This is a genomic window from Streptomyces hamibioticus (assembly GCF_047946815.1).
Taxonomy (GTDB): domain Bacteria; phylum Actinomycetota; class Actinomycetes; order Streptomycetales; family Streptomycetaceae; genus Streptomyces.
In genome coordinates, this window is the sequence record NZ_JBKKQY010000001.1 from 2,441,094 (window position 1) to 2,467,416 (window position 26,323).

Here is a 26,323-nt window from a genome sequence, read left to right on the forward strand (position 1 = left end):
GCACGCCCCCATGGCACAGGCGCCGGCCCTCCTCCCCGGGGAAGGGCCGGCGCCTGCGTCGTACCGGGAGCGAGCTACGCGCCCGCACCGACGGCGAGCTACGCGCCCGCGATGACCTCCGCCGCCGCACGGCCGCAGACGCGGGCCGCGCCGTGGGTGGCCAGGTGCAGGGCGCCGCGGCGCTCGGCCTGGGGCACGCCCATCTCGACGACGACGGTGTCGGGGCGGGCCTTGAGCAGGGTGTCGAGGGCCGCCGCCATCCAGGGATGGCGGTGCTCGTCGCGGACGACGGCCACGATGCGGCGCGGCCCGGCCGCCTCCAGCACCTCGTGCCCGGCGTCGGCGCCGGTGAAGCCGCCGGTCTCGGTGCCGGGCAGCAGCCGGGCGAGCTCGGCGGCGACGCCCCAGGGGGTCTCGTCGCCGACCGCGATGTTCGCGACCGGGGTGAGGGAGGCGACGTAGGGCGCTTCGGTGAGCGGGGTGAAGGAGGCCGTGCCGGTGACCTCCAGGGCGCGGCGGGCCGCGCGCAGGCCGACCTCGTGAGCGGCGCCGGGCGCCGTGCCGGCCGGGGCGGTGGCCCCGGTCCACCGGGCCAGCCGGCGGATGCGTTCCGCCGCGTCCGCGAGCCGCTCCTCGGGCAGCTCCCCCGCGCGCACCGCCGCGACCAGGGCGTCGCGCAGCCGGCGCACGATCTCCTCGTCGGCGAGGCCGCCGCCCACGCAGATCGCGTCGGCACCCGCCGCGACGGCCAGGACGCTGCCGCGCTCGATGCCGTACGTGCCGGCGATGGCCTGCATCTCCATGCCGTCGGTGACGATCAGACCGTCGTAGCCGAGTTCGCCGCGGAGCAGTCCGGTGAGGATGCGGCGGGAGAGGGTGGCCGGGCGGTCCGGGTCCAGGGCCGGGACCAGGATGTGGGCACTCATCACCGCGCGCGCCCCGGCGGCGATCGCCGCGCGGAACGGGGCGAGGTCGCGCTCGGTCAGCACGGACGCGTCCGCGTCGATGCGCGGCAGCGCGAGGTGGGAGTCGACGGCCGTGTCCCCGTGGCCGGGGAAGTGCTTGGCGCAGGCCGCCACGCCCGCCGACTGCAGGCCGGTGACGTAGGCGGCGGTGTGCCGGGCGGCCAGAGCGGGGTCGGCTCCGAAGGACCGTACGCCGATCACCGGGTTGTCCGGGTTGGCGTTGACGTCGGCCGACGGGGCCCAGTTGAAGTTCACCCCGCAGGCCATCAGGCGGCGGCCGAGTTCGGCCGCCACCTGCTCGGTCAGCTCCACGTCGTCCACCGCGCCGAGCGCGTGGTTGCCGGGGAAGGAGGAACCGGTGCGCACCTCGAGCCGGGTGACGTCACCGCCCTCCTCGTCGATCGCGACCAGTACGTCGTCGCGTTCGGCGCGCAGCTGCGCGGTCAGGGTGGCCAGCTGCTCGGGCGAGGCGATGTTCCGGCCGAACAGGCCGACGGAGGCCAGGCCCTCACCGAGGCGGCGCAGCAGCCAGTCGGGGGCGGTGGTGCCGGTGAAGCCCGGCTGGAGAACCGTCAGCGCGTCGCGCGTGAGGGTGTCGGTACCACTGGCGAGTGTCGTCATCGGGTGGCGTTATCCCTTCACGGCGCCGGAGGTGAGGCCGGCGGCCATCTTCTTCTGGACGATCATGAAGAAAGCGACGACCGGTATGGCGATCAGTGTCGAAGCGGCCATCAGGGCGCCGTAGTCGGTTCCGCGGTCGGTGGTGAAGTTCATGAGCCAGACGTTGAGTGTGTACTTGTCGTTGTCCTGCAGCACGATGTAGGCGAGCAGGTACTCGTTCCACGCGTTGATCAGGGAGAAGATCGACGCCGCCGCCAGACCGGGGGCGAGCAGCGGGAAGATCACCCGCCAGAAGGCGCCCATGCGGGAGCAGCCGTCCACCATCGCCGCCTCTTCCAGCTCCTTGGGAATGTTCACGACGAACCCCCGGATCATCCAGGTCGCGAACGGCAGCGTGGAGACGAGGTAGATGATGATGACGCCCCAGTACTCGTTGATCGCGCCCAGGTCGTTCAACTGGATGTAGAGGGGGATGAGCATGGTGGTCGGCGGCAGCAACTGCACCAGAAGCAGCACGATCATGAAGACCTTGCGGCCGGCGAACCGGAAGCGCCCGATGGCGAAGGCCGCGATCGTGGAAAGGATCATCGCGCCGACGACAGCGGTCACGCAGATGATGAGGCTGGACTGGATCGCGGTGCCGAAGTTGGGCGCGTCGATCGCCCGGGAGAAGTTGTCCAGGGTGAGGGACGACGGCCACAGCGTCTGGTCGTAGGACCGGATCTCGTGGTTGGGGCGCAGAGCGCTGATCACCAGCCAGTAGACCGGGAAGGCCATCACCACGAAGGCGACGATTCCGACGGCGTTGTAGAGGTGCCGGCTGCGCTTCTTGCGGTCGGGCCGGTAGGCGGGCGCCGTCGCGCCCGGCACGGTGGTGGCGGTCGTGTTGCTCACTCGACCTCTCCGATCTTGAGCAGCTGGCGCAGGTAGTAGACGGCCACGCCGGACAGGAGGAGCACGGTGATCAGCGCGATGGCGGCGCCCTGGCTGAAGGAGTTGGACTCGAAGGCCTTCTCGTAGGAGTAGAGGCCGAGCAGGTTGTACTCGGGCTCCGGCTTGTTGCCGCGCATCAGGAAGATCTGGCCGAAGACGTTGAAGTCCCAGATGACCGAGAGGGTGGCCACCATCTGGAAGACGGGCTTGATCACCGGCCAGGTCACGTAGCGGAAGACCCCGGCGCGCCCGGCACCGTCGAGCTTCGCGGCCTCCTCCAGTTCGGCCGGCACCTGGGTGAGCGCGGCGTACAGGGTGACGGCGACGAACGGCACCGCGCCCCACACCACCACGGCGCCGATCATCAGGAAGCCCTGCTTGGGGTCGAGCCACCAGTTGTGGCCCTGGAAGTCCAGGCCGAAGTACTCGGTGAGCACCATGTTGGCGACGCCGTAGTCGGAGTCGGCGAACCAGCGGAAGATCGAGGTGGCGACCAGCAGCGGCAGCGACCAGGCCGCGATCAGCGCGCCCGTCAGCAGCAGGCGCACGGTCTTGGTCATGCGCTGCATGGAGTGCGCGAGGAACAGCCCGACGGCCATCGTGGCCACGACGCACACGACCATGAACACGATGGTGCGCCACAGGACGTCGTAGAACTCCCCGTCGCCGAGGATGTTGGCGAACTGCTCGAAGCCGACCCACTCGGCGGCCTCGCCCGTCCACAGTTCCCGCCGGCCGACGTCCTGGAAGGACATGATGACGGTTTTGGTCAGCGGCCAGGCGAACACCGCGGCGAGGGCCACGACAGCCGGAGCGATCAGCAGGTAGGGCAGCAGCGGCCCGTTGGTCCACCGGCTCCGCCGAGGTGTGGACGGTGCCGGGCCGTCACCGTCGCGCGCCCGCGGTGCGGACGCCTCCGGCTCGGCTGCTTTGATGTCGGCGGCACTCACTGTGCTGGCCTTCCGTTCGAAGGAACTGCGTCTGGGCGGTGGCCGACGCGCCCCGTGCGGCCGGCACACCCAACCGGCCTTGCCCGGCCGAACGGCCGGACAAGGCACCGGAGGTCAACGAGAGTGGGGGCCGGCGGATCAGGCGGTCTCGTTGATCAGCGAGTTGATCTCCGCGTCCGCCGCCTTCGTGGCCTCGGCGACCGACTTGCCCTTGAGGATGTCGAGCAGCATCGTCTCGAGGGTCTCCTTCTTCTCGATCGCGGCCCAGCCGGGGGCGATCGGGGTGAACCAGGCGTCGGGGACCGCGTTGGCGATCGGAGCCGTCTCGGGCTTGGCCTTCAGCGGCTCCAGCTGCTTGGTGTTGTTGGGCAGGATGTCCTTCTCGGCCAGCGCGGCCTGGGACTTCTCGCTGGTGAACATCGAGATCCAGTCCTGCGCCAGGTCCTGCTGGTCGGACTTGGAGATGGTGGCCAGGTCGGAGCCGCCGATGAAGGAGGGCAGGGTCTTGCCCTCCGGGCCGGGCATGCCCGCGACGGCGATCTTGCCTTCCAGCTTCGGGTTGCCGTTCGTCTTCGAGTCGACGACGCTGCCGGCCTCCCAGCCGTTGCCGTAGATCAGGGCCGTCTTCTCGTTGGCCATGACGTTGGCGTGGTCCTGCTCGTCCTTGGTCTGGTCGCCGTTGTTGTACTTCTTGACCAGGTCGACGAAGTGCTGGATGCCCTTCTGCGCCTCCGGGGTGGACAGGGAGGCCTTCCACTCCTTGCCGCCCTCGTCGTAGGTGGCGATCTGGCCGCCGTACGCCGCGACGTAGGACATGGCGGCGTACCAGTAGCGGCCCGGCAGGTACAGCGGGGAGAAGGCGTTGTCCTTCTTGTACTTGTCCTGGACCTTGTCGAGCGCCTTGAACAGGCCGGCCTCGGTGGTGGGCAGTTCCTCCGAGCCGGTGCCGGCCTTGAACATGTCCTTGTTGTAGATGGCGACGCGCGCACCGGCGTAGTACGGGACGCAGTAGAGCTTGCCCTCGTAGGTGCAGGTGTCCTTCAGACCCTCGATCCAGGTGTCCGAGTTGTCGTACTTCTTCGGGTCGACCTCGCCGAGGGCACCGTTGAGGATGTAGGTCATCGTCTCGGTGTTGCCCAGCTCGACCACGTCGGGGAACTTGTCGCCGGACAGAGCGGCGTCGAGCTTCTTGGTCTTGTCGGCCCACTGCTGGTACTGGACGTTGACCTTGACGCCGGGGTACTTCTTGTTGAAGTCGGCGTTGGCCTGCTTGACCAGCTCCGGCCAGCTGCTCTGGGCGTCCACCATGAGCCAGACGGTGAGTTCGCCCTTGCGGTCCTTCGGGTCCTGCCCGGACGCCTCGTCGCCGGATCCCCCGCACGCCGCGATGGAGACCATCATGCCCGCGATACCGATCGCGGCTATCAGCTTGCGCTTCACGCCACCCTCCTCAGGGATGCCACAAACCCCCCTGCCTCCCCGCGGTGTGCGTCGACGCGTAAACCGCCTCTGGGGCCGGGACCTGGACCAATGGTGTAGACCAGTACGGGGAGCTTGGCCCAGACCAATAGGGCTGTCAAGGGTGTTCAACCACGCTCCAGGCCTCCGTGATGTGACCGAGATATGCAGGGACCTTTCATTCCGCAAGCGACCAAACGGACGGAGTGCCGCCGGGTGTACCACCGGTGCCGCGGGACCCGGTGGACCGGACCTGTTCGCGCGGACCACCGGGGCCGCCCGGCGCGGTGGACTAGACCAACGGGAGCACCGCAGGTATACAGAAGGGATCACGGAGCGTGCGGAGAACCCAGCGAAGACCCCGTACGATGCCGTGCCACGATGTGAGCCGTGGCCGATGGCGGATGTCGGTCGGTTCGGCACCCGGAGCCGGGAAGGCAGAGCATGAGCACCGACGTCAGCAGTGCGGAGAACGAGGGTGGGACGACCGTCCGTACCGCGCGCGTGCCCAAGTACTACCGACTGAAGAAGCATCTGCTCGACATGACGCAGACGCAGGCACCGGGCACCCCCGTCCCGCCCGAGCGCACGCTGGCCGCCGAGTTCGACACCTCGCGCACGACGGTGCGCCAGGCCCTCCAGGAACTGGTCGTCGAGGGACGGCTGGAGCGCATCCAGGGCAAGGGCACCTTCGTCGCCAAACCCAAGGTGTCCCAGGCCCTGCAACTCACCTCGTACACCGAGGACATGCGCGCCCAGGGCCTCGAACCCACCTCGCAGCTGCTCGACATCGGCTACATCACCGCCGACGACCGGCTCGCCGGGCTGCTGGACATCACCACCGGCGGCCGGGTGCTGCGCATCGAACGGCTGCGCATGGCCAACGGCGAGCCGATGGCCATCGAGACCACGCATCTGAGCGCCAAGCGCTTCCCCGCACTGCGCCGCAGCCTGGCCAAGTACACCTCCCTGTACACCGCGCTCGCCGAGGTGTACGACGTCCATCTCGCCGAGGCCGAGGAGACCATCGAGACCTCGCTGGCGACCCCGCGCGAGGCGGGGCTGCTCGGCACCGACGTCGGCCTGCCGATGCTGATGCTCTCCCGGCACTCGCTGGACCGGGAGGGCCGGCCGGTGGAGTGGGTGCGCTCGGTGTACCGGGGCGACCGCTACAAGTTCGTCGCCCGGCTCAAGCGCCCGCAGGAGGAACGCCCCTGAAGGGCGCCCCGGATGTCCGGCAGCAGCCACCGCCGGGCCTCATGCGGAGGGCTCCGTAGAGAGCCTGTGGAAAGCGGTACCGATATGCGGACGAGGGGTTCCGCTGTCATGACGCCGTCACCTACATTGCCTGCTCATCGCACCAGGTGATCAGTGAGGGGACGGAGCCGCCAGATGTCACAAGCCTCAAAGGCGAACAGAGAGCCGGTGGTGACGCCGATGCGCGTCGTGATCGGCCTCTGCCTCGCCGCACCGTTCGTCGCCATGCTGTGGGTCGGTTCGTACGCCAAGGCCGACCCGGAGTTCATCGGCATCCCGTTCTTCTACTGGTACCAGATGGCGTGGGTGGTCATCTCCACCGCGCTGACGATGGTCGCGTACCAGCTCTGGCAGCGTGACCAGCGCGCCCGCCGGGGAGGTGGGCAGCGGTGAACGACGGCGTGAACGGCGTCGCACTCGGCGTCTTCGTCTTCTTCTTCCTGCTCGTCACGGTCCTGGGCTTCCTGGCCGCGCGCTGGCGCAAGGCCGAGAACGAGCACAGCCTCGACGAATGGGGCCTAGGCGGCCGCTCGTTCGGCACCTGGATCACCTGGTTCCTGCTCGGCGGCGACCTCTACACGGCGTACACCTTCGTCGCCGTCCCGGCCGCGATCTACGCGGCGGGCGCGGCCGGCTTCTTCGCGGTGCCGTACACCATCCTGGTCTACCCGCTGATCTTCACCTTCCTGCCCCGCCTGTGGTCGGTCTCGCACAAGCACGGCTACGTGACGACCTCCGACTTCGTGCGCGGCCGGTTCGGCTCGAAGGGCCTGTCGCTGGCGGTGGCCCTGACCGGCATCCTGGCGACCATGCCGTACATCGCGCTCCAGCTGGTCGGCATCCAGGCCGTGCTGGACGTGATGGGCATCGGCGGCGGCGAGGACACCAACTGGTTCATCAAGGACCTGCCGCTGCTGATCGCCTTCGGCGTGCTCGCGGCGTACACCTACTCGTCGGGGCTGCGCGCCCCCGCCCTGATCGCGTTCGTCAAGGACACGCTGATCTACATAGTGATCGCGGTGGCCATCATCTACATCCCGATCAAACTGGGCGGGTTCGACGACATCTTCGCCTCGGCCGAGGACAAGTTCACCGAGAGCGGCAAGGGCAGCCTGGTGCCGCCCGAGGCCGGCCAGTGGACGTACGCGACCCTGGCCCTGGGCTCGGCGCTCGCGCTGTTCATGTACCCGCACTCGATCACCGCGACGCTGTCCTCGCGCAGCCGTGAGGTGATCCGGCGCAACACCACGATCCTGCCGCTGTACTCGCTGATGCTGGGCATGCTCGCGCTGCTGGGCTTCATGGCGATCGCGGCCGGGGTGACGGTGGAGAACGGCCAGCTGGCGATCCCGCAGCTGTTCGAGAACATGTTCCCGGCCTGGTTCGCGGGCGTGGCCTTCGCGGCGATCGGCATCGGCGCGCTGGTCCCGGCGGCGATCATGTCCATCGCGGCGGCGAACCTCTTCACCCGCAACATCTACAAGGACTTCATCAAGCCGGACGCCACGCCCAAGGAGGAGACCCGGGTCTCCAAGCTGGTCTCACTGCTCGTGAAGGTGGGCGCGCTGGTCTTCGTCCTCGGCATGGACAAGACGGTGGCCATCAACTTCCAGCTGCTCGGCGGCATCTGGATCCTGCAGACCTTCCCGGCCCTGGTCGGCGGCCTGTTCACCCGCTGGTTCCACCGCTGGGCGCTGCTCGCCGGCTGGGCCGTCGGCATGGTCTACGGCACGCTCGCCGCGTACGGCGTCTCGACGCCGACGCAGAAGCACTTCGGCGGCTCCTCCAAGGAGATCCCGGGCATCGGCGAGATCGGGTACATCGGCCTCACGGCCTTCGTGCTGAACGTCGTCGTCACGGTGGTGCTGACGCTGGTCCTGCGGGCCGTCAAGGCCCCGGACGGGGTGGACGAGACCAAGCCCGAGGACTACACGGCGGACGCCGGGGACCCGGGCGTGCAGGTCGAGCTGCCGCCGGCCACCGCGGGGTCCTCACACTGAGGTCCTCGCGCTGGGGTCGCCGTTCGTCCGCCGCTCGGTTGCGGCCGAGCGCGCCCACGCGGCGGAGCCGCACATCGACGCACGGGCCGTCGGAGAAATCCGGCGGCCCGTTGTCGTACCGGTCGGGCAGACTCGGGGCCATGGACATCGTCATCCGGCGGGCGGACCCCGCCGAGTACCGCGCTCTCGGCGAGATCACCGCGCAGGCCTATCTCCAGGACGGGCTGCTGGACTTCGGGGAGAGCGACGCCTACCTCGGTGAACTGAGGGACGTGGCGAAGCGGGCCGCGGCGGCCGAGGTGCTGGTCGCCGTGGACGGCGAGGAGCTGCTGGGCGGGGTCACCTTCGTGCCGTCCGGCGGTCCGATGGCCGACATCGCCGGGCCGGGCGAGGCGGAGATACGGATGCTGGCCGTGGCCCGGGCGGCCCGTGGCCGGGGCGCCGGGGAGGCCCTCGTCCGTGCCTGCGTCGACCGGGCGCGGGCCGTGGAGGGCTGCGTGCGGATCGTGCTGTCGAGCCAGCGCACCATGCACGCCGCGCACCGGGTCTACGGTCGTCTGGGCTTCGCCCGCACGCCCGAGCGGGACTGGAATCCGCTCCCGCAGATCGACGACATCACGCTGATCACCTACGAGCTGACGCTCTGACACCACCGGCGGCAGCGCCGGACGCCCCACCCAGGACACAACATCTGGGGGTGCCACCGGAACCCGGCACAAGATGTATGCTCATGCTCGCTGTCGCCGCAGGGGAATCCGGTGCGAATCCGGAACTGTCCCGCAACGGTGTACTTGCGTGTGTCCATACGCGTGCCGTGTGCCCATACGCCTGTTCAGTCCGAGGACCTGCCGACAGTGCGCCCGGCCGTCCGGTCCGGGTGCCCTGACGTCCGGGCCTCGTGGAATGGGCCGGTGGACGCGACGCCGCGCGCGCTCGTGAGCTGCCCCCTGCCCTCCACAAGGCCCAGTGCCGAGCGAGGGAGTGCTCCACGTGACCATCGCGCCAGCCGACCCGGCTTCAGCGACCCCGGTGACCGCTTCGGCGTCCCCGGTGACGGCTTCGCCGACGCCGGTGACCGAGGAACCCGACGGGCCCGGTGCCGCGCTGCTGCGGACCCTGACCGAGCTGACCGCCGACCTCCCCGACGCCGACCCCGGCCGGGTCGCCGCCGCCGCGCTGCGCGGCCGGTCCGCCCACGCGGACGAGTCCGAGCTGCGTGAGCTGGCCACCGAGGCCGCGGCCGGCCTGATCTCGGAGGACCCGGTCTACTCCCGGCTGGCCGCCCGGCTGCTGACCATCGGCATCCGCGCCGAGGCCGCTTCCCAGGGCGTGGTGACGTTCACCGACTCCGTCGCCGTCGGCCACCGCGAGGGCCTGATCGCCGACCGCACCGCCGCGTTCGTCCGGCTGCACGCCGCGCGCCTGGACGCCCTGGTCGACCCGGCGGCCGACGACCGGTTCGGCTACTTCGGGCTGCGCACGCTGCACAGCCGCTATCTGCTCCGGCACCCGGTCACGCGCAAGGTCGTCGAGACGCCCCAGCACTTCCTGCTGCGCGTCGCGGCCGGCCTCGCCGAGGACGACTCCGCCCACTCGGTGGACGAGGTCGCCGCGCTCTACGGCCTGATGAGCCGCCTGGACTACCTCCCCTCCTCCCCCACCCTCTTCAACTCCGGCACCCGGCACCCCCAGATGTCGTCCTGCTACCTCCTGGACTCCCCCGAGGACCAGCTGGACTCCATCTACGAGCGCTACCACCAGGTCGCCCGCCTCTCCAAGCACGCCGGCGGCATCGGCCTGTCCTACTCCCGCATCCGCAGCCGCGGTTCGCTGATCCGCGGCACCAACGGGCACTCCAACGGCATCGTCCCGTTCCTGAAGACCCTCGACGCCTCGGTCGCCGCCGTGAACCAGGGCGGCCGGCGCAAGGGTGCCGCCGCGGTCTACCTGGAGACCTGGCACTCCGACATCGAGGAGTTCCTGGAACTGCGCGACAACACCGGCGAGGACGCCCGGCGCACCCACAACCTCAACCTCGCGCACTGGGTCCCGGACGAGTTCATGCGCCGGGTCGCCGCCGACGAGCAGTGGTCGCTGTTCTCCCCGTCGGACGTGCCCGAGCTGGTGGACCTGTGGGGCGAGGCGTTCGACGCCGCCTACCGCGAGGCGGAGCGCAAGGGGCTGGCGAAGAAGACGCTGCCCGCCCGGGAGCTGTACGGCCGGATGATGCGCGCCCTCGCGCAGACCGGCAACGGCTGGATGACCTTCAAGGACGCCGCCAACCGCACCGCCAACCAGACGGCGGAGCCTGGCCACGTCATCCACTCCTCCAACCTCTGCACGGAGATCCTGGAGGTCACCAGCGACGACGAGACCGCGGTCTGCAACCTGGGCTCGGTCAACCTCGGCGCGTTCGTCGACCCGGCCGCCGGGGACATCGACTGGGAACGGCTGGACGCCACCGTCCGCACCGCCGTCACCTTCCTGGACCGCGTGGTCGACATCAACTACTACCCGACCGAGCAGGCCGGCCGCTCCAACGCCAGGTGGCGCCCGGTGGGCCTCGGCGCCATGGGCCTCCAGGACGTCTTCTTCCGGCTGCGGCTGCCCTTCGACTCGCCGGAGGCCAAGGCGCTGTCCACCCGGATCGCCGAGCGGATCATGCTCGCCGCCTACGAGGCGTCCGCCGGCCTCGCCGAGCGCAACGGCCCGCTGCCGGCCTGGGACCGGACCCGCACCGCGCGGGGCGTGCTGCACCCCGACCACTACGACGTGGAACTGACCTGGCCGGAGCGCTGGGACGCGCTGCGCGAGCGGATCGCCGCCGTCGGCATGCGCAACTCCCTGCTGCTGGCCATCGCGCCCACCGCCACGATCGCCTCGATCGCCGGCGCCTACGAGTGCATCGAGCCGCAGGTGTCCAACCTGTTCAAGCGCGAGACGCTGTCGGGAGAGTTCCTCCAGGTCAACTCCTACCTGGTGGACGACCTCAAGCGGCTCGGCGTCTGGGACGCCCGCACCCGGGAGGCGCTGCGCGAGGCCAACGGCTCGGTGCAGGAGTTCACCTGGATCCCCGAGGACGTGCGCAGGCTGTACCGCACGGCGTGGGAGATCCCGCAGCGCGGCCTGATCGACATGGCCGCCGCGCGTACGGCGTTCCTGGACCAGGCCCAGTCGCTGAACCTGTTCCTGGAGACGCCGACCATCGGCAAGCTCTCCTCGATGTACGCCTACGCCTGGAAGTCCGGGCTGAAGACGACGTACTACCTGCGCTCCCGCCCGGCGACCCGCATCGCCCGCGCGGCCCGCGCCACCGTCCCCGCCCAGGCGGCCCCGGACCCCGAGGCGGTCGCCTGCTCCCTGGAAAACCCCGAGTCCTGCGAGGCCTGCCAGTGATGACCACCGAGACCCCCGCCGCCCCCACGCGGAAGCACCTGCTCGACCCCGGCTTCGAACTCACCCTGCGCCCCATGCGCTACCCGGACTTCTACGAGCGCTACCGGGACGCCATCAAGAACACCTGGACCGTGGAGGAGGTCGACCTCCACTCGGACGTCGCCGACCTGGCGAAGCTCAGCCCCGAGGAGCAGCACCTCATCGGGCGCCTCGTCGCCTTCTTCGCGACGGGCGACTCGATCGTCGCGAACAACCTGGTGCTGACCCTCTACAAGCACATCAACTCCCCCGAGGCGCGGCTGTACCTGAGCCGTCAGCTGTTCGAGGAGGCCGTGCACGTCCAGTTCTATCTGACACTGCTCGACACCTACCTCCCCGACCCGGACGACCGGACCGCCGCCTTCGCGGCCGTGGAGAACATCCCGTCGATCCGCGAGAAGGCCGGGTTCTGCTTCACGTGGATGGACTCGGTGGAGGAGATCGACCGGCTGGAGACCCGGTCCGACCGGCGCCGCTTCCTGCTGAACCTCATCTGCTTCGCGGCGTGCATCGAGGGCCTGTTCTTCTACGGCGCCTTCGCCTACGTCTACTGGTTCCGCAGCCGGGGCCTGCTGCACGGCCTGGCCACCGGCACCAACTGGGTGTTCCGCGACGAGACGATGCACATGTCCTTCGCCTTCGACGTGGTCGACACCGTGCGCAAGGAGGAGCCGGAACTGTTCGACGACCAGCTCCGGCAGCAGGTCACCGACATGCTGAGGGAGGCCGTCGAGGCCGAGCTGCAGTTCGCGCGCGACCTGTGCGGTGACGGCCTCCCGGGCATGAACACCGACTCGATGCGGCAGTACCTGGAGTGCGTCGCCGACCAGCGCCTGACGCGCCTCGGCTTCGCCCCGGTGTACGGCTCCGAGAACCCCTTCTCCTTCATGGAGCTCCAGGGCGTTCAGGAGCTGACCAACTTCTTCGAACGGCGTCCCTCGGCGTACCAGGTGGCGGTGGAGGGCACCGTCGACCTGGACGAGGAGTTCTGAGGCCGCCGCATCTCCTCTCCCTCCCGGTCGTCCCTCCGGGCCTCCCTGAGCTGACGGTCGATGCGCCGGTCGCGCGCGATGCCGATCACCGAGGGGAGGACCAGAAGGACGAGGAGTCCGAAGGTCACGAGCATTCCGATCAGGGCTTCGATCTGGTTTCCGGTCATGACACCACTGTCGCGCCGGATACTCCTTACCGGGAGTGGCAGGACTGCCGTAACACCTCGATTTCCTGCCACTTGCGAGGCACACTGGCGGCATGCTGAAAAACGTGGCCACCGTCCTGCTGGACGGGGTGCATCCCTTCGAACTCGGGGTCGTCTGCGAGGTCTTCGGCATCGACCGCAGCGAGGACGGACTGCCGGTCTACGACTTCGCCGTGGTCTCGGCGGAGGGCCCGGCGCTGGGCACCCACGTCGGCGGGCTGACCGTCTCCACGCCGTACGGCCTGGACCGGCTGGAGGAGGCCGACCTGATCACCGTGCCGGCCGGGAACGACTACGCCCGCCGGGAGTACCCGTCCGAGCTGCTGGACGCCCTGCGCCGGGCCGTGGACCGCGGGGCGCGCGTGCTCAGCGTGTGCTCCGGGGTCTTCGTGCTGGGCGCCGCCGGTCTGCTGGACGGGCGGCGCTGCGCGGCCCACTGGCACCACGCGAGCGAGCTGGCCCGGCAGTACCCGCGGGTCAGGGTCGAGGCGGACGTGCTCTACGTGGACGAGGACCCGGTGATCACCTCGGCCGGCACGGCCGCCGGGATCGACGCCTGTCTGCACCTGGTCCGCAAGGAGCAGGGCACCGAGGTCGCCAACAAGATCGCCCGGCGGATGGTCGTACCGCCGCACCGGGACGGCGGGCAGGCGCAGTACATCGAGCGGCCGCTGCCGCGCTCCTCCTGCGACACCGTGGGCGAGGTGCTGGCCTGGATGGAGCAGAACCTCGACCAGGAGGTCACGGTCGAGCAGCTGGCCGAGCGCGCCCACATGTCCCCGCGCACCTTCGCCCGCCGCTTCCAGCAGGAGACGGGCACGACTCCGTACCGCTGGCTGCTGCGCCAGCGGGTGCTGCTGGCGCAGCAGCTGCTGGAGGCGACGGACGAGACGATGGACACCATCGCCTGGCGCACGGGTTTCGGCACGGCGGCGGCGCTGCGGCACCAGTTCCTCCGGACGCTGGGCACCACCCCGCACGCCTACCGGCGCACGTTCAGGGGCCCGCAGGCCGCCTGACCGCGCGCCGGGGGGCCGGTCAGCGCGGCAGGGCCCGCAGCAGCAGGCGGCGGGGGCGCAGCGTGATGCCGATGCGGGGCCGGGGATCGGAGCCGGGTGCCTGCTCGAACCGGTAGTTCGCCGCGATCGCCGCGGTGATCAGCGTCAGCTCCGCCATCGAGAAGTGGTCGCTCGGGCACTTGCGGTTGCCGACGCTGAACGGGCTCATCGCGTACTTGGGCACCTCCTTGGCCCGCCCCGGCAGCCAGCGGTCGGGGTCGAACTCCTCGTGCCGGTCATAGGACCTCCGGTCCCGCTGGATGGCGTACGGGCTGTAAATGACGTCCGCTCCTTCCGGAATGCGGAATCCGCCCAGCTCGACCTCCCGCACCGTGCGGCGCGTCAGTATCCAGACCGCCGGATACAGCCGCATCGTCTCGACGACCACATTCGCGGTGTACGTCAGCTTCCGGACGTCCTCGAATGCGACCGGACGGTCGCCGACAACCGCTTTCACCTCGTCGCGGATCTTGTCCCCGAGTTCCGGGTGCTCGGTGAGAACCAGGAGGAGGGACATGATCACGGAACCGACGGTTTCACTTCCGGGAGTGAGTATGGCGATGACCTGATCGTGGATCTCCTGTTCCCCGATGGGCTCGCCATTCTCGTCCGTCGCGTCCAGCAAAGCCGTCAGCAAATCGTCCGGCTTTTGACCGCTTGCCCGTCGGTCGGCGATGATCTCGTCCACCAGGAGGTGCAAATCGGCCAGTGCCCGGTTGAATTCGCGGTTGGCCGGAAGCGGCACCTTATAAAGCGGTCCGAGCGGGACGACCATGCGCTGGTACATGCCGCTGAAGAGGGTGGCGAGCGCGGTGCATATGCGCTCGGCGCGGGCGTCCATGTAGCTGCCGCGCATCAGACAGCGCGCGGCGACCCGGACGGCCACCCGGAACGACTCGGCGGTGACGTCCAGCACCTGCCCGGAGCGCCAGCGCTCCACCAGCGCGTCGGCCTCCTCGGCCATGATCGGCCCGTACGCGGGGATGGCGTCCAGCCGGAAGGCGGGCTGGATGGTGCGCCGCTGACGCCGGTGCAGCGCGCCGTTGGCGGTGGCCACGCCCTCCTTGCCGAGCAGGTCCTCCAGGGACTCCCAGAGCGGGCCGGCGATGATGTAGTCGGGGCTCAGCGCCAGCTCCCCGGTGAGGGACGGCGTGGTGACGGCGTACACCGTCTTCGGGCCGAGCTTGAGCCGGACGACGTCCCCGTGGTCGCGCAGCTGGGACATGAAGGCCAGCGGGTCGCGGACCAGCTTCCAGCCGTGGCCGAGCAGCGGGACGCCGCCGCCCGCCACGGGGGGTTCGCGCAGTGCACCCGTCCGGCCGTCCCGGGTCTCGGGGTGTGCGGACTCGACGGTCATTTCTCACCTGCCGCTTCGTTGTTGACGTACGGGGGCGTGGATCGGTCGTCCCAGGCGTCGACCATGTACCGGCCGGACTCGTGGTGGAACCAGTAGACGGAACTGAACCAGTTCCGCATATTGCCCACGCATGTTCGCACCGCGACGCACAGTTCTTTTCCTCGCACCGTTCCGTCGGCGAGTTCGCCGGCGAGCCGTAAGGCGTCCCGTTCGGCGACGAGGAATTCGGATATACATTCCTCGACGCGTCGCCGGATTTCCACGATCGCCTCTTCGAGGGTCAGCCCCTCATGAGTGATGAGACTGATTCCCAGATTGTGCACCTCGTCGCCCGCTATCTCCTTCGGCAGCGAACAGAGGTCGTTGTACCAGGCGGCGAATTCCTGGCTCAGCAGCGCGGCCCGCCGGTATGCCGGGTGTTTCCGCACGGAGTCCGGGAGTTCGCACCCCGCGCTCGGCTCCAGCAGGTCGGTCCATATCCAGTGCGCGAACGTGAGCCGGCGCAGTTCCAGGTACTCCTGCACACCCGGGACGATGCCGTGGCTGCGGTTGTGGAACTCACGGTCGTACGCCTCGATCACCGCGTGGAAGTGCCGGGCGAAGCGGGCGTTCCAGGTGGCCGGCAGGAACGAGTACAGCCGGCGCACGCTGTCGGCCAGCCCCGCGACCAGGGTGTCCTCGTGGTGCAGGTGGTCCTCGGGGGAGTCGAGGGCCGTGTGCAGCCGGTCCCGCAGCCGCCGCCAGGCCACGGGCCGGCCGTGCACGATGTCGCGGTCGTGCCGGTCGTCCCAGACGAAGAACCAGGCGCTGTAGTCCGCTATCGCCTGGAGCACCTCGTCGGGGGCGCCCAGGTAGTAGCCGGCCATGAGGTCCGTGTAGCACAGGCCATCGGCATATTCCTCCACCTTGTCCGCCGGCATCAGCCGCTTTTCGAGCAGCCAGTTACGGGTCTTCTCCTGGAGCCTTGGCCAATAGGCGTGGAGCTGCCGGGGAAACGCTGCCTCGATCAACGGCAGACGGAGCGACGGTGGTACTGCGATCGCCGTCGGTGTCGCTGTGGTGCCGTGTGAGAAACCATGCACGAACAAACCCCTCTCAGCCGCCGATGGCGCACCCCTCCCGCTGAGCGGGGCGTGCGCCGTTGCGTATCCCCGCACTCCCATTCAGCACCACAACTGACCGTTCTGGGAATGGATTTGCTCCATTCACTACCCCGAGGTGCCGGGATTCTCCTGTTGTGTGACAGGTTTCCGATCACCAAGGGAGCAGTGGGGATCGAACGTGCGACGGACAGACGAACGACGTCCGTTCGGGAGACCCGAACGGACGCCGTGGGCAAGGGGGTTGGTGAGGCGGAAGCGGACCCGGTGGTGTCGTCAGTCGTTGGCGACCACGGGGTAGCGCGGTTCGTTCTCGGCCATCTGCCGCAGCGCGTCCTTGCGTTCGCGCTTGGAGAGGCGGTCGATGTACAGGTACCCGTAGAGGTGGTCCGTCTCGTGCTGCAAACACCGTGCGAAGTAGCCGGTGCCGCGCACCTTGATCGGGTTGCCCTTCTCGTCCTGCCCGGTCACCTCGGCGTAGTCGGGCCGGGCCAGCGACACGTAGGCGGTGGGCACGGACAGGCAGCCCTCGTTGCTGTCGTCCAGGCGCCGCCGGTCCGCGGGGAGTTCGACCAGCTTGGGGTTGCAGACCACGCCGACGTGCCGGACGCCCTCGTCATCGGGGCAGTCGTAGACGAAGACCTTCAGGTCGACGCCGATCTGGTTGGCGGCCAGGCCCACGCCCTCGGCGGTGCGCTGGCTGGCGAACATGTCGGCGACCAGCTGCTGGAACTCGTCGCCGAAGTCGGTGACGTCCTTGCACTCCTTGTGCAGCACCGGGTTGCCGACCACCGTGATCGGCCGGGAGGTGCCGCGCTCACGCCACGCGGTCTCGCGCTCCTCGCAGTCCTCCGTGTCGATGACGTACCCCTCGTCGTCCACCGGGAGCACGCCCGCGTTCTGCTGATCGGTGTCCTGCTGCGCCATGACCGACGTACGCCTCTCTGAATGAAACCGGGGGTGGATGTTGGATACAGGGTACGTGGAGCCGCGCCCCGGAAGGGCCCGGGACCGTGTCCCGGGCGGCTCCGCCGCAGGGGCGCGGCCGGGCGCATCGGACCCGCGGCCGGCTCACGCGATCAGCAGACCTCTTCCAGATCCCGCCAGTCGCGGGAATCCGGGCTGTCCGCCACCCACCCGTCCAGCAACCCCCGTACCAGGGAAGCCGGCGCGGCAACCCCGCACTCCCGCTCCGGCACCCACAGCTGCCCGTCGGTCCGGTGGCCGAGCGGCCCGGGATGCCCGGGCTCGCTGTGGTCGTGCGGGTCGAGGTGCTCGCCGTCGCCCTCGTCCGACGGCATCCGGGACTCCGAGCACATCCGGCACAGCAGCCGCACGGACGACGACCAGTCCTCGGCCGCGAAGCCCGCGTCGGCGGCCAGCTGCTCCAGGGCGTCCCGGTCGTCCTCGGTGGCGGCCTCCAGCAGCACCACCCAGGTGGGCACGGGCGACGGCGCCCACAGCTCGATCTCGTCGAAGACGGGGTAGGCGTGCCCGGCCGCGGTGGTCCGCTCGCCGTGCGGCACCCCGTCGTGCAGGACGACCTCGCCCCAGCGCCGCCCCGAGGACGGCAGCGGGATCGACAGCACCTCGATCCGGGCGGGGTCCAGCCGCCGCCCCCACACCACTTCGGCCTCGCCCTCGGGGGACAGCCGTACGGCCGCGCTGCCCAGCTCCATGCCGCCCGGCTCACCGGATTCCGTGGCGCCGCCGGGCATCCGCAGCCCGTACGCCTGCCAGGCCCGCCGGGCCAGCGGCCAGTCCTGCAGGGCGGTCGCGGCGATGCCGACGTTCCACCAGTCGGGCGCCCCGGTGTCCCGGTCGAGCAGCGCGACGGCCCGCAGACCGGCCGTACGCGCCTGCTCCCAGTCGTGCCGGAACTTGTGCAGCAGCGCCAGGTTGAACCACGACTCCGACAGCCAGGGCTCCAGATCGGCGGCCCGCGTCAGCAGTGCCCCCGCGTCCTCGTAGCGACCGTCGCCGATCAGCGTGAACGCACGGTCGGTGGCCTGCCGCCAGGAGGCGGAGGGCCGGTGCCGTCCCTTGCCGAAGATCCTCACGATTCCCGCCTGCCAGTTCCGTGGAGTGGGCTGGCTGTGCCTTTCTGCGCCCCCGGACACCCTCTCCTGCGCATCAAACCACGTACGACTGGAGGGGCGCTCATTACCCATGGGTTACCCAACCACACGGGAGGTAAGACAGCCCCGGGACAGCACCCGGGCCAGGGATTCCACGACGTCGGGAGCGTAGTCGCCGGCGGTGCCCAGCCGCAGCTCCTCCAGTACGGCGAGGGCCCCGCCGGGCCCGGCGTCCCGCGCCTTCTCCTCGTAGGCGTTCACCGCCCGCACGATCCGGGCGGCGACCGGCTGCTCGTGGTAGGGGTCGGCCTGCCGCTCGACGACCACCGCCACGGCGGGGTCGACACCGGTCTGGCGCACGACGGCACCGCCGAGCAGCGCGATCCGGCGCTGTTCGGCGGCGGGCAGGCCGGCGGTGGCACCCGCCGGGACCGGGTCGACCAGGCTGAGCTGCCCGATGTCGTGCATCAGGGCGGCGTACTCCAGCACGGTCAGCTCGGGCCCGGACAGTCCCAGGTCCCGCCCGACGGCCCCGCTCAGCGCGGCGACCCGGCGGGCGTGCCCGGTCGGCGTGTACCCGGCTATCTCGGTGGCCCGGGCCAGCGAGGCGATGGTCTGCCGGTAGGTGGCGCGGACGGCCGCGTAGCGCCGGTAGGACAGTTGGGTGAGCAGCAGGGGCACGGAGAAGACGGGCAGCGCCCACAGCCCCACGACGGCCACCGCGAGCGCCATCACCGCGCCGGTGGCGCACACCGCGGAGGTGATCCCGCCCATGCTCCGCAGTTCCTCGCGCAGCAGCGGGCCGAACGGCCAGCCGGTGCGGGCGTGCGCGGGCGCCGCGGCCAGCACGGCGTCGCACAGGGCGGTCAGGGTGAGCAGGACGAGCAGCAGCAGGGCGTAGGCGTGGCCGTCCAGGTCGCGGAAGGCGCCGGCGTTGAACAGCGGCTGGAAGCACACGGCGGCGAAGGCGACGGTGAGCACCCGGCGCGCGAGGCGGTCGAGGTGGTCGAGGCCGGTCCCGGGGCCCCGCGCGATGTGCGGCACGCTGCCGAGCAGCGAGGCGGCGAGCACGACGGTGACGGTCTGGGTGACGCCGTGCTCGGTGGGCTGCCCGGCGTTCTCCCCCAGCAGGGCGTACGACAGCGCCCCGGCGGTCCCGAGCGGCGCGTCCTCCCGCACCTCGGCGCCGGGGCGGCGGATCAGCTCGCCGAGCGCGATCAGCGCGCCGAAGGCCAGGGCGACGGGCCGCTCGGCGAGTCCGGTCCACAGCACCCAGACGAAGCAGACCAGTGCGACGCCGCCCGCGCCGGTGTGGATCAGCAACGGGACGACCGGGGACCGCGACGACGTCATGGCGCGCTCCGTCCGGCGCCGTCCCTCCGTCCGCCGCACGGCACGCGGGGACGGCCCTGCGTGCACGACGTCCTCGCGGCCCGTCCGGGACCCCGGTGTGCCCGTTCGGCCGCCGCGAAGGGCGGCCGGCGAGACGTCATGACACCCCCCTTCCCACACTGTCCCGCCGCCCGGTGGCGGGTCTGGTGGACGGCACGACCGGGCCGGACTCCGCGCCGTCGGCCGTCACCTTCGGGTGCCAGCCGTACCTGTCCAGCGAGCGCACCAGGGCCGCGACCATCCGCGGGTCGAACTGGGCGCCCGCGCACCGCTTCAGCTCCGCCACGGCCGCCGCGACGGGCCGGGCCCTGCGGTAGGAGCGGGTGGAGGTCATCGCGTCGAAGGCGTCGGCGACGGCGACCACCCGGGCGGACTCCGGGATCTGGCTGCCGACCAGGCCGTAGGGGTAGCCGCTGCCGTCCAGCCGTTCGTGGTGGTGCAGCACGGCGGCCCGGGCCTCGCCGAGGAAGCGGATGCCGCGCACCATCTCGTGCCCGTACTCGGGGTGCAGCTCGATCACCCGCCGCTCGTCCGCGGTGAGCGGCCCGTCCTTGCGCAGCAGCCGGGTGGGCACCCCGAGCTTGCCCACGTCGTGCAGGATCCCGGCGAAGCGGAGCACCTCCACCCGCTCGTCGTCCATGCCCAGCTCACGGGCGATCATCATGGACGCCTGGCCGACCCGCTCGCTGTGCCCGCGGGTGTACCCGTCCTTGATGTCGACGGCCTGCACCAGCGCGCGGATCGTCGCCTGGTGCGCGGCCTGCTCCCGGTTGTACTGGGCGAACGCCCACCAGGCCACGCACATCGGCAGCAGCACCAGCAGGGCGGCGACGGGCCCGTACGGGCTGCGCCACAGCACGGCCATCATCAGCCCGGCGAGCCCGTGCACGGCGATCGGGGCGAGCGAACGCCCGAGCAGTCCCCGCCACGCCCGGCGTACCGGCACTCGCTCCGCCAACGCCAGGATGCCGCCGTCGAGGACGGTCAGCACCAGGCAGAAGGCCAGCACCGCGGCCCCGGCCGGCAGCAGCGCGTACGGGAAGTCGGGTGCCACCACGGCGTCCCGCCCACCGAGTTCCCAGTGCACCCGGGCCGCGGCCCACACGGCGAGCGCGAGCTGCGCGGCCCGCCAGGTCCGGCGCAGCGCCGACGCCCCTTGCGTCACGGGGGAGAGCAGCGCCGCCGGCAGCGGGACGAGCGCGGCGGCCGGCGCCGGCAGCAGAAACGCCCCGGCGAGCAGGACGGGGTAGCAGGTCCCGGCGCAGCGCCGACGGGCGGCGTGCTCGCACCCGGCGTACACCACGGCGAGCAGCAGCACCGCCCACCAGGGCGTGTGCACCGCCGACAGGGGGGACAGGCAGATCAGGGCGGCGACGGCCACACCGGCGACGTAGACACGCGCCCGTGGCGGTACCGCCTCCATGTGCCCTCCCCGGCCAGGTCCGTCAGGCTCGGAGCCTAGGGAGGCGGGGGAGGCAGGCGGGCCGATAACCCGCGGATTAGCACGTTCGAGTGATGCGCGAGGGGTCTGTCCGCGAGGGGTCTGTCTCCGCGAGGGGGAGCTACGACTCCTGCGGCGTCGCCGGGGACGCCGTGACGTCGTGCTCGGGCACGGTCTGTCCGGAGCGGATCAGGTCGATCCGCCCCATGACCTTGGCCCGCAGGTCGCCCGGTACGTCGTCATGGCCGCAGCAGCGCTTGACCAGCTTCTTCACGGCCTGCTCCAGGCCGTACTTCTCCAGGCACGGCGAGCATTCCTCGAAGTGGTGCTGGAACTTCTCGCGATCGACGTCCGGCATCTCACTGTCGAGGAACTCGTACAGATGGTCCAGGACCTCACTGCAGTCCGTCTCGTGCGGCTCTCCGCAGCTCATGAGCCCGAGCCTTTCGCTTCGTTCGACTCTCCGGCGCCGGCCGGGACCAGTCCCCGCTCGCGGGCATAGTCCTCGAGCATGCCGCGCAGCTGACGGCGGCCCCGGTGCAGCCGGGACATCACCGTACCGATGGGTGTCCCCATGATGTCCGCGATCTCCTTGTACGCAAAGCCCTCGACGTCGGCCAGGTACACGGCGATGCGGAACTCCTCGGGGATCGCCTGGAGCGCTTCCTTCACGTCCGAGTCGGGCAGGTGGTCGAGCGCCTGCGACTCCGCGGAGCGCAGACCCGTCGACATGTGCGACTCGGCGCGGGCGAGCTGCCAGTCCTCGATCTCCTCGGCCGCGCTGCGCTGCGGTTCGCGCTGCTTCTTGCGGTAGGAGTTGATGAAGGTGTTGGTGAGGATCCGGTACAGCCACGCCTTGAGGTTGGTGCCTTCGCGGAACTGGTGGAACGACGCGTACGCCTTGGCGTAGGTCTCCTGCACCAGGTCCTCGGCGTCGGCGGGGTTGCGCGTCATGCGCAAGGCCGCCGAGTACATCTGGTCGAGGAACTCGAGCGCGTCCCGCTCGAAGCGCGCGCTGCGCTCCGCGGTCGTCTCCGCACTCGTGCCCCGGCCCTCGGGCTGCTCCGCCTGGCCGTTCTCGGTCCCTGCGTCGGTACCGGTGACCGGACCCACCTCCTCAAGAGTCTGCTCAGGACCGGTGGCGGTCCCGCCAGAATCGGAGGATAGACGACGATCCGGTCCGCCCGCCGCCCGAATAGGAGCGGTCTTGGCCGCGTGCAGCACCGTCCAGTCCAGGTCAGTGCGGCTGCTGCGGCTCGGGCAGTAGATCGAACCCATGCGGCGGACTCCCTCTCCCACGGCGTCGGTGCTGAGTTTCAGCAACGTACGCACGCCACAACGCCACACGGTTCCGGGTCATTCCCGGCGTTCACCCGAGTGACCCGGCCCACGCCACGACGGCGTCGGTGATCACCGCCAGCGCCTCGTCCTGCCCGATCGGGGCTCGTTTCGGCACGGCGAAGCCGTGGTCGCCGTGCGCCACCTCGACCAGTTCGTACGCGCCCTCAGGGAACTCCTCCGGCTTGCCGAAGGGGTCGTTGCCGCCCTGGACGACGAGGGTGGGCACGCCGGTTCCGAGCAGTTCCCCGGCGCGGGACTTCTCGGGCCTGCCCGGCGGGTGGAGCGGGAAGCTCAGGGCGAGGACGGCGTGGGCGCCCAGCTCGCCGGCCGTGCGGCAGGCGACGCGGGCGCCGGCGCTGCGGCCCGCGGAGACCACCGGCAGACCGGGGCCGGCCAGCGCGGGCCAGACGCCCCGCCAGCCGGTGTCCAGGGTCTTCGGCGCGGGCGCCAGCTTCTTGCCGGCCACCCGCCAGGGCTGCTCGACCAGGGCGACGGTCACGCCGTGGGCGGGCAGCGCCCGTGCGATCGCCCGGAGGTCGCGGGCCTCGATGCCGCCGCCGGCGCCGTGGCTCGCGGCCAGGACGAGCCGGGGCCCGCGCGCCGGGTGCCAGGTGATGCGGGCACTGCCCGCCTCCGTCTCGACGACCTCTGTTGTCACGTCCGTCACGTCAGTCACATCAGAAGAGTGTGCCCTCTTCCGGTGCCTCCAGCTCCTTCAGCAGCTCGGGCCCGTTGTTGCGGACGTTGCTGACGGCCGTGGCCACGGGGTACGCCCGCATCAGCCCGGCGGGCGGCGGCGCCAGCAGCGGCATCAGGTCGTCGACGTCCGTGCGCGCCGGGTCCAGCCACGCGTCCCACCGGTCCGGGGTCAGCATCAGCGGCATCCGGGGGTGGATGTCGGCCAGCGCCCCCGGCCCCTCGGCGGGGGCGACCGCGAGCGGGGTCCGCTCGGCGTCCGTGGTGATCACCGAGCAGGTCGCCCACCAGGCCTGCGGGTGGTCGTCGGGCAGTGTCCTGTCCCGCCAGAACTCGTACAGCCCGGCCATCGCGAACACCGACCCGTCGGCCGGCGTCACGAAGTACGGCTGCTTGCGCGGTCGCTTCCGGCGGCCCTCGACCTCCAGGTCCCGCTCCTGCGTGCCGGTGACCCACTCGTAGTAGCCGTCGGCGGGCAGGATGCAGCGCCGGGTGGCGAAGGCACGGCGGTACGACGGCTTCTCGTGCACCGTCTCCGCGCGCGCGTTGATCATGCGGGCGGCGCCCTCGGGCGTCTTGGCCCAGGAGGGGACCAGGCCCCACTTCAGCTTCCGCAGCTGACGAACCGGGCGCGGACCGGGCGCGTCCTTCAGGGGGCGGTCCAGTACGGCGTGGACCTCTTTGGTGGGGGCCACGTTGTAGTCGGGCTCCAGGGTCTCCTCGGGCTCCCACTTCTCGATCTCAAAGATTCCTGCGAGATCCTCGGGCCCACGACTGGCTGCATACCGTCCGCACATACGTGCAACACTGCCAGACTCCGCGCCAACGGGAGGGGCCCGCACCACACATGGACAGCTCACACCTGGGCGGCCCGCACCTGGGCAGCACCGCATCCGCGTCACTCGCCTCCGTGTGGGACGAGATCACCGGCACCCAGCCCGACCCCGACCTGTGGGTGGTCATCGCGACCCTGGTCGCGGCGCTCGCGGTCGTCGTGCCGCACCTGCCGTGGCGCATGGCGCGCAACGCCATCACCATCGCCCACGAAGGCGGTCACGGGCTCGTGGCGCTGCTCACCGGGCGCACGCTGACCGGTATCCGCCTGCACTCCGACACCAGCGGGCTGACCGTCAGCCGCGGCAAGCCGTACGGCCTGGGCATGATCCTGACGGCGACGGCCGGCTACACCGCTCCCCCGCTGCTCGGCCTCGGCGGCGCCGGGCTGCTCGGGTCCGGACGCATCACGCTGCTGCTGTGGCTGGCGACGGCGTTGCTGGTGGCCCTGCTGGTGATGATCCGCAACGCCTACGGCGCACTGACGGTGATCGTCACCGGCGGCACCTTCCTGCTGGTGTCGTGGCTGGCCGGGCCGCAGGTGCAGGCGGCGTTCGCCTACGCGGTGGTGTGGTTCCTGCTGCTCGGCGGGGTGCGCCCGGCGTTCGAGCTGCAGGTGAAGCGGGCCCGGGGTGGCGCCGGGGACTCGGACGCGGACCAGCTGGCGCGGCTGACCCACGCGCCGGCGGGGGTGTGGCTCTTCCTGTTCCACGCGGTGTCGCTGTGCTCGCTGATCGGCGGGGGGCGCTGGCTGCTGGAGGTGTGAGCCGCGCCCTGCGGGATCCCGACGGCCGCGCATATATGCAGGGCACATGCCCGTGTCGCCGTTTCGGCCGGGTTTCGCCACATTTGATCAAGATCTCCGGTCGTGTTCAGCCACTAAAGTGGGGCCATGGCCTCGAACCCCGCAGACACCGCCCTCTGGCCCGCCCCGCACGCGAGCGGAGCCGTCGACGCGACGGTCCACGTGCCGGGGTCCAAATCGGTGACCAACCGCGCCCTGGTGCTGGCCGCCCTCGCCTCCGAGCCCGGCTGGCTGCGCCGCCCGCTGCGCTCCCGCGACACCCTGCTGATGGCCGGCGCCCTGCGGGAGCTGGGCATCGGCATCGAGGAGGGCGTCGGCCCCGACGGCACCGGCGAGTTCTGGCGGGTGATCCCGGCCGGCCTGCGCGGCCCGGCCACGGTCGACGTCGGCAACGCCGGCACGGTGATGCGGTTCCTGCCCCCGGTCGCCGCGCTGGCCGACGGGCCCGTCCGGTTCGACGGCGACCCCCGGTCGTACGAGCGCCCGCTGCACGGCGTGATCGACGCCCTGCGCGCGCTCGGCGCCCGGATCGACGACGACGGGCGCGGCGCGCTGCCGATGACCGTGCACGGCGGCGGTGCCCTGGACGGCGGTCCGGTGGAGGTCGACGCCTCCTCGTCGTCGCAGTTCGTCTCCGCACTGCTGCTGTCCGGCCCGCGCTTCAACCAGGGCGTCGAGGTCCGGCACACCGGCGCCACACTGCCGTCGATGCCGCACATCCGGATGACCGTCGACATGCTGCGCTCGGTCGGCGCCCAGGTCGACACCCCCGAGTCGGGCGGCGAGCCCAACGTGTGGCGGGTGACGCCGGGCGCGCTGCTCGGCCGGGACCTGACGATCGAGCCGGACCTGTCCAACGCCCAGCCGTTCCTGGCGGCGGCCCTGGTGACCGGCGGCAAGGTGGTCATCCCCGACTGGCCGGCCCGCACCACTCAGCCCGGTGACCGGCTGCGCGAGATCTTCACCGAGATGGGCGGTTCCTGCCAACTGACCGACTACGGGTTGGTCTTCACCGGATCGGGTGCCGTGCACGGCATCGACGTGGACCTCGGCGAGGTCGGCGAGCTGACCCCGGGCATCGCGGCCGTCGCCGCCCTGGCGGACTCCCCCTCGACACTGCGCGGGGTGGCGCATCTGCGCCTGCACGAGACGGACCGGCTGGCCGCGCTCACCAAGGAGATCAACGAACTCGGCGGCGATGTCACCGAGACCGCCGACGGCCTGCATATCCGCCCGCGCCGGCTGCACGGCGGCATCTTCCACACGTACGAGGACCACCGCATGGCGACGGCCGGCGCGATCATCGGCCTCGCGGTCGACGGGGTGCAGATCGAGAACGTGGCGACCACGGCGAAGACGCTGCCCGACTTCCCCGAGCTGTGGACCGGGATGCTCGGGGCATAG

At 70.8% G+C, this 26,323-nt stretch carries 24 protein-coding genes and 1 riboswitch; of the genes, 9 read left to right on the forward strand and 15 right to left on the reverse strand.

The window, feature by feature from the left end; translation table 11 throughout:
- Positions 1-98: 98 nt before the first annotated feature.
- The 4 genes from ACLGIH_RS10800 to ACLGIH_RS10815 all read right to left on the reverse strand — a co-directional run bounded on the left by ACLGIH_RS10800 (position 99) and on the right by ACLGIH_RS10815 (position 4,909).
- Entirely contained in the window at positions 99-1,586 is a 1,488-nt protein-coding gene (locus ACLGIH_RS10800) for a glycoside hydrolase family 3 protein (RefSeq protein ID WP_416525021.1), read from the reverse strand.
- 9 nt (positions 1,587-1,595) lie between these two features.
- Complete coding sequence (locus ACLGIH_RS10805; RefSeq protein WP_416525022.1) at positions 1,596-2,480, reverse strand: carbohydrate ABC transporter permease; 885 nt, start codon at positions 2,478-2,480, stop codon at positions 1,596-1,598.
- Positions 2,477-3,469 (reverse strand): carbohydrate ABC transporter permease, encoded by a 993-nt coding sequence (locus ACLGIH_RS10810; protein WP_416525023.1) that lies wholly within the window; start codon positions 3,467-3,469, stop codon positions 2,477-2,479. The genes ACLGIH_RS10805 and ACLGIH_RS10810 overlap by 4 nt, the downstream gene beginning before the upstream one ends.
- Positions 3,470-3,607: 138 nt before the next feature.
- Positions 3,608-4,909, reverse strand: coding sequence for a sugar ABC transporter substrate-binding protein (locus ACLGIH_RS10815; RefSeq protein WP_416525024.1), 1,302 nt, complete (start codon positions 4,907-4,909; stop codon positions 3,608-3,610).
- Between the two features lie 462 nt (positions 4,910-5,371).
- Here ACLGIH_RS10815 and ACLGIH_RS10820 point away from each other — a divergent pair, with 462 nt between their 5' ends.
- The 6 genes from ACLGIH_RS10820 to ACLGIH_RS10845 all read left to right on the forward strand — a co-directional run bounded on the left by ACLGIH_RS10820 (position 5,372) and on the right by ACLGIH_RS10845 (position 12,611).
- Positions 5,372-6,145 carry a GntR family transcriptional regulator gene (locus ACLGIH_RS10820; protein WP_416525025.1) on the forward strand — a complete coding sequence of 258 codons (774 nt, stop codon included), beginning with the start codon at positions 5,372-5,374 and terminating at the stop codon, positions 6,143-6,145.
- A gap of 174 nt (positions 6,146-6,319) precedes the next feature.
- A complete protein-coding gene (locus ACLGIH_RS10825) occupies positions 6,320-6,577 on the forward strand; it encodes a DUF3311 domain-containing protein (protein ID WP_416525026.1) in 258 nt (85 codons plus the stop codon).
- The gene (mctP, locus tag ACLGIH_RS10830; RefSeq protein ID WP_416525027.1) at positions 6,574-8,184 is read left to right on the forward strand and encodes a monocarboxylate uptake permease MctP; all 1,611 of its coding nucleotides are present in this window, start codon (positions 6,574-6,576) and stop codon (positions 8,182-8,184) included. The genes ACLGIH_RS10825 and mctP overlap by 4 nt, the downstream gene beginning before the upstream one ends.
- Before the next feature lie 140 nt (positions 8,185-8,324).
- Positions 8,325-8,831 (forward strand): GNAT family N-acetyltransferase, encoded by a 507-nt coding sequence (locus ACLGIH_RS10835; RefSeq protein ID WP_416525028.1) that lies wholly within the window; start codon positions 8,325-8,327, stop codon positions 8,829-8,831.
- 77 nt (positions 8,832-8,908) lie between these two features.
- A riboswitch (cobalamin riboswitch) is annotated at positions 8,909-9,051 on the forward strand.
- Between the two features lie 123 nt (positions 9,052-9,174).
- Positions 9,175-11,580, forward strand: a complete 2,406-nt coding sequence (locus tag ACLGIH_RS10840; RefSeq protein WP_416525029.1) for a ribonucleoside-diphosphate reductase subunit alpha — start codon at positions 9,175-9,177, stop codon at positions 11,578-11,580.
- Complete coding sequence (locus ACLGIH_RS10845) at positions 11,580-12,611, forward strand: ribonucleotide-diphosphate reductase subunit beta (protein WP_416525030.1); 1,032 nt, start codon at positions 11,580-11,582, stop codon at positions 12,609-12,611. The genes ACLGIH_RS10840 and ACLGIH_RS10845 overlap by 1 nt, the downstream gene beginning before the upstream one ends.
- Here ACLGIH_RS10845 and ACLGIH_RS10850 read toward each other — a convergent pair.
- A complete protein-coding gene (locus tag ACLGIH_RS10850) occupies positions 12,524-12,778 on the reverse strand; it encodes a hypothetical protein (RefSeq protein WP_416525031.1) in 255 nt (84 codons plus the stop codon). The two genes, ACLGIH_RS10845 and ACLGIH_RS10850, sit on opposite strands and share 88 nt — an antisense overlap.
- A gap of 92 nt (positions 12,779-12,870) precedes the next feature.
- Between ACLGIH_RS10850 and ACLGIH_RS10855 the strand changes: the two genes are divergently transcribed.
- Positions 12,871-13,836 (forward strand): GlxA family transcriptional regulator, encoded by a 966-nt coding sequence (locus tag ACLGIH_RS10855; RefSeq protein ID WP_416525032.1) that lies wholly within the window; start codon positions 12,871-12,873, stop codon positions 13,834-13,836.
- Positions 13,837-13,855: 19 nt separating this feature from the next.
- Here the strand turns inward: ACLGIH_RS10855 and ACLGIH_RS10860 are convergent, their stop codons facing one another.
- From ACLGIH_RS10860 to ACLGIH_RS10905, 10 genes are all read right to left on the reverse strand, one after another.
- Positions 13,856-15,232: a bifunctional albaflavenone monooxygenase/terpene synthase gene (locus ACLGIH_RS10860; RefSeq protein ID WP_416525033.1), complete on the reverse strand. Its 1,377-nt coding sequence runs from the start codon at positions 15,230-15,232 to the stop codon at positions 13,856-13,858.
- Positions 15,229-16,314: an epi-isozizaene synthase gene (gene cyc1 / locus ACLGIH_RS10865; protein ID WP_416525034.1), complete on the reverse strand. Its 1,086-nt coding sequence runs from the start codon at positions 16,312-16,314 to the stop codon at positions 15,229-15,231. The genes ACLGIH_RS10860 and cyc1 overlap by 4 nt, the downstream gene beginning before the upstream one ends.
- A 294-nt stretch (positions 16,315-16,608) precedes the next feature.
- A complete protein-coding gene (def, locus tag ACLGIH_RS10870; protein ID WP_416525035.1) occupies positions 16,609-17,259 on the reverse strand; it encodes a peptide deformylase in 651 nt (216 codons plus the stop codon).
- Positions 17,260-17,411: 152 nt separating this feature from the next.
- Positions 17,412-18,392 (reverse strand): tetratricopeptide repeat protein, encoded by a 981-nt coding sequence (locus ACLGIH_RS10875; RefSeq protein WP_416525036.1) that lies wholly within the window; start codon positions 18,390-18,392, stop codon positions 17,412-17,414.
- A gap of 114 nt (positions 18,393-18,506) precedes the next feature.
- Entirely contained in the window at positions 18,507-19,763 is a 1,257-nt protein-coding gene (locus tag ACLGIH_RS10880; RefSeq protein WP_416525037.1) for an HD-GYP domain-containing protein, read from the reverse strand.
- 136 nt (positions 19,764-19,899) lie between these two features.
- Positions 19,900-21,225, reverse strand: coding sequence for an HD-GYP domain-containing protein (locus ACLGIH_RS10885; protein ID WP_416525038.1), 1,326 nt, complete (start codon positions 21,223-21,225; stop codon positions 19,900-19,902).
- A 139-nt stretch (positions 21,226-21,364) separates the two neighbouring features.
- Complete coding sequence (rsrA, locus tag ACLGIH_RS10890) at positions 21,365-21,676, reverse strand: mycothiol system anti-sigma-R factor (protein ID WP_416525039.1); 312 nt, start codon at positions 21,674-21,676, stop codon at positions 21,365-21,367.
- Positions 21,673-22,356 (reverse strand): RNA polymerase sigma factor SigR, encoded by a 684-nt coding sequence (gene sigR, locus ACLGIH_RS10895; protein ID WP_416525040.1) that lies wholly within the window; start codon positions 22,354-22,356, stop codon positions 21,673-21,675. The genes rsrA and sigR overlap by 4 nt, the downstream gene beginning before the upstream one ends.
- A gap of 256 nt (positions 22,357-22,612) precedes the next feature.
- The gene (locus ACLGIH_RS10900; RefSeq protein WP_416525041.1) at positions 22,613-23,260 is read right to left on the reverse strand and encodes an alpha/beta hydrolase family protein; all 648 of its coding nucleotides are present in this window, start codon (positions 23,258-23,260) and stop codon (positions 22,613-22,615) included.
- Between the two features lies 1 nt (position 23,261).
- Positions 23,262-24,077, reverse strand: coding sequence for an SOS response-associated peptidase (locus tag ACLGIH_RS10905; protein WP_416525042.1), 816 nt, complete (start codon positions 24,075-24,077; stop codon positions 23,262-23,264).
- A gap of 50 nt (positions 24,078-24,127) precedes the next feature.
- Between ACLGIH_RS10905 and ACLGIH_RS10910 the strand changes: the two genes are divergently transcribed.
- Positions 24,128-24,880, forward strand: coding sequence for a M50 family metallopeptidase (locus ACLGIH_RS10910; protein WP_416525043.1), 753 nt, complete (start codon positions 24,128-24,130; stop codon positions 24,878-24,880).
- Positions 24,881-25,006: 126 nt separating this feature from the next.
- Positions 25,007-26,323, forward strand: coding sequence for a 3-phosphoshikimate 1-carboxyvinyltransferase (aroA, locus tag ACLGIH_RS10915; protein ID WP_416525044.1), 1,317 nt, complete (start codon positions 25,007-25,009; stop codon positions 26,321-26,323).

What these genes read in the sequence shown, in the direction of transcription:
- ACLGIH_RS10800 (WP_416525021.1), bottom strand. Translation starts at nt 1,586, where the DNA reads ATGACGACACTCGCCAGTGGTACCGACACCCTCACGCGCGACGCGCTG.
- ACLGIH_RS10820 (WP_416525025.1), top strand. Translation starts at nt 5,372, where the DNA reads ATGAGCACCGACGTCAGCAGTGCGGAGAACGAGGGTGGGACGACCGTC.
- ACLGIH_RS10825 (WP_416525026.1), top strand. Translation starts at nt 6,320, where the DNA reads ATGTCACAAGCCTCAAAGGCGAACAGAGAGCCGGTGGTGACGCCGATG.
- ACLGIH_RS10835 (WP_416525028.1), top strand. Translation starts at nt 8,325, where the DNA reads ATGGACATCGTCATCCGGCGGGCGGACCCCGCCGAGTACCGCGCTCTC.
- ACLGIH_RS10845 (WP_416525030.1), top strand. Translation starts at nt 11,580, where the DNA reads ATGACCACCGAGACCCCCGCCGCCCCCACGCGGAAGCACCTGCTCGAC.
- ACLGIH_RS10850 (WP_416525031.1), bottom strand. Translation starts at nt 12,778, where the DNA reads ATGACCGGAAACCAGATCGAAGCCCTGATCGGAATGCTCGTGACCTTC.
- ACLGIH_RS10855 (WP_416525032.1), top strand. Translation starts at nt 12,871, where the DNA reads ATGCTGAAAAACGTGGCCACCGTCCTGCTGGACGGGGTGCATCCCTTC.
- ACLGIH_RS10860 (WP_416525033.1), bottom strand. Translation starts at nt 15,232, where the DNA reads ATGACCGTCGAGTCCGCACACCCCGAGACCCGGGACGGCCGGACGGGT.
- def (WP_416525035.1), bottom strand. Translation starts at nt 17,259, where the DNA reads ATGGCGCAGCAGGACACCGATCAGCAGAACGCGGGCGTGCTCCCGGTG.
- ACLGIH_RS10880 (WP_416525037.1), bottom strand. Translation starts at nt 19,763, where the DNA reads ATGACGTCGTCGCGGTCCCCGGTCGTCCCGTTGCTGATCCACACCGGC.
- ACLGIH_RS10885 (WP_416525038.1), bottom strand. Translation starts at nt 21,225, where the DNA reads ATGGAGGCGGTACCGCCACGGGCGCGTGTCTACGTCGCCGGTGTGGCC.
- rsrA (WP_416525039.1), bottom strand. Translation starts at nt 21,676, where the DNA reads ATGAGCTGCGGAGAGCCGCACGAGACGGACTGCAGTGAGGTCCTGGAC.
- ACLGIH_RS10905 (WP_416525042.1), bottom strand. Translation starts at nt 24,077, where the DNA reads ATGTGCGGACGGTATGCAGCCAGTCGTGGGCCCGAGGATCTCGCAGGA.
- ACLGIH_RS10910 (WP_416525043.1), top strand. Translation starts at nt 24,128, where the DNA reads ATGGACAGCTCACACCTGGGCGGCCCGCACCTGGGCAGCACCGCATCC.
- aroA (WP_416525044.1), top strand. Translation starts at nt 25,007, where the DNA reads ATGGCCTCGAACCCCGCAGACACCGCCCTCTGGCCCGCCCCGCACGCG.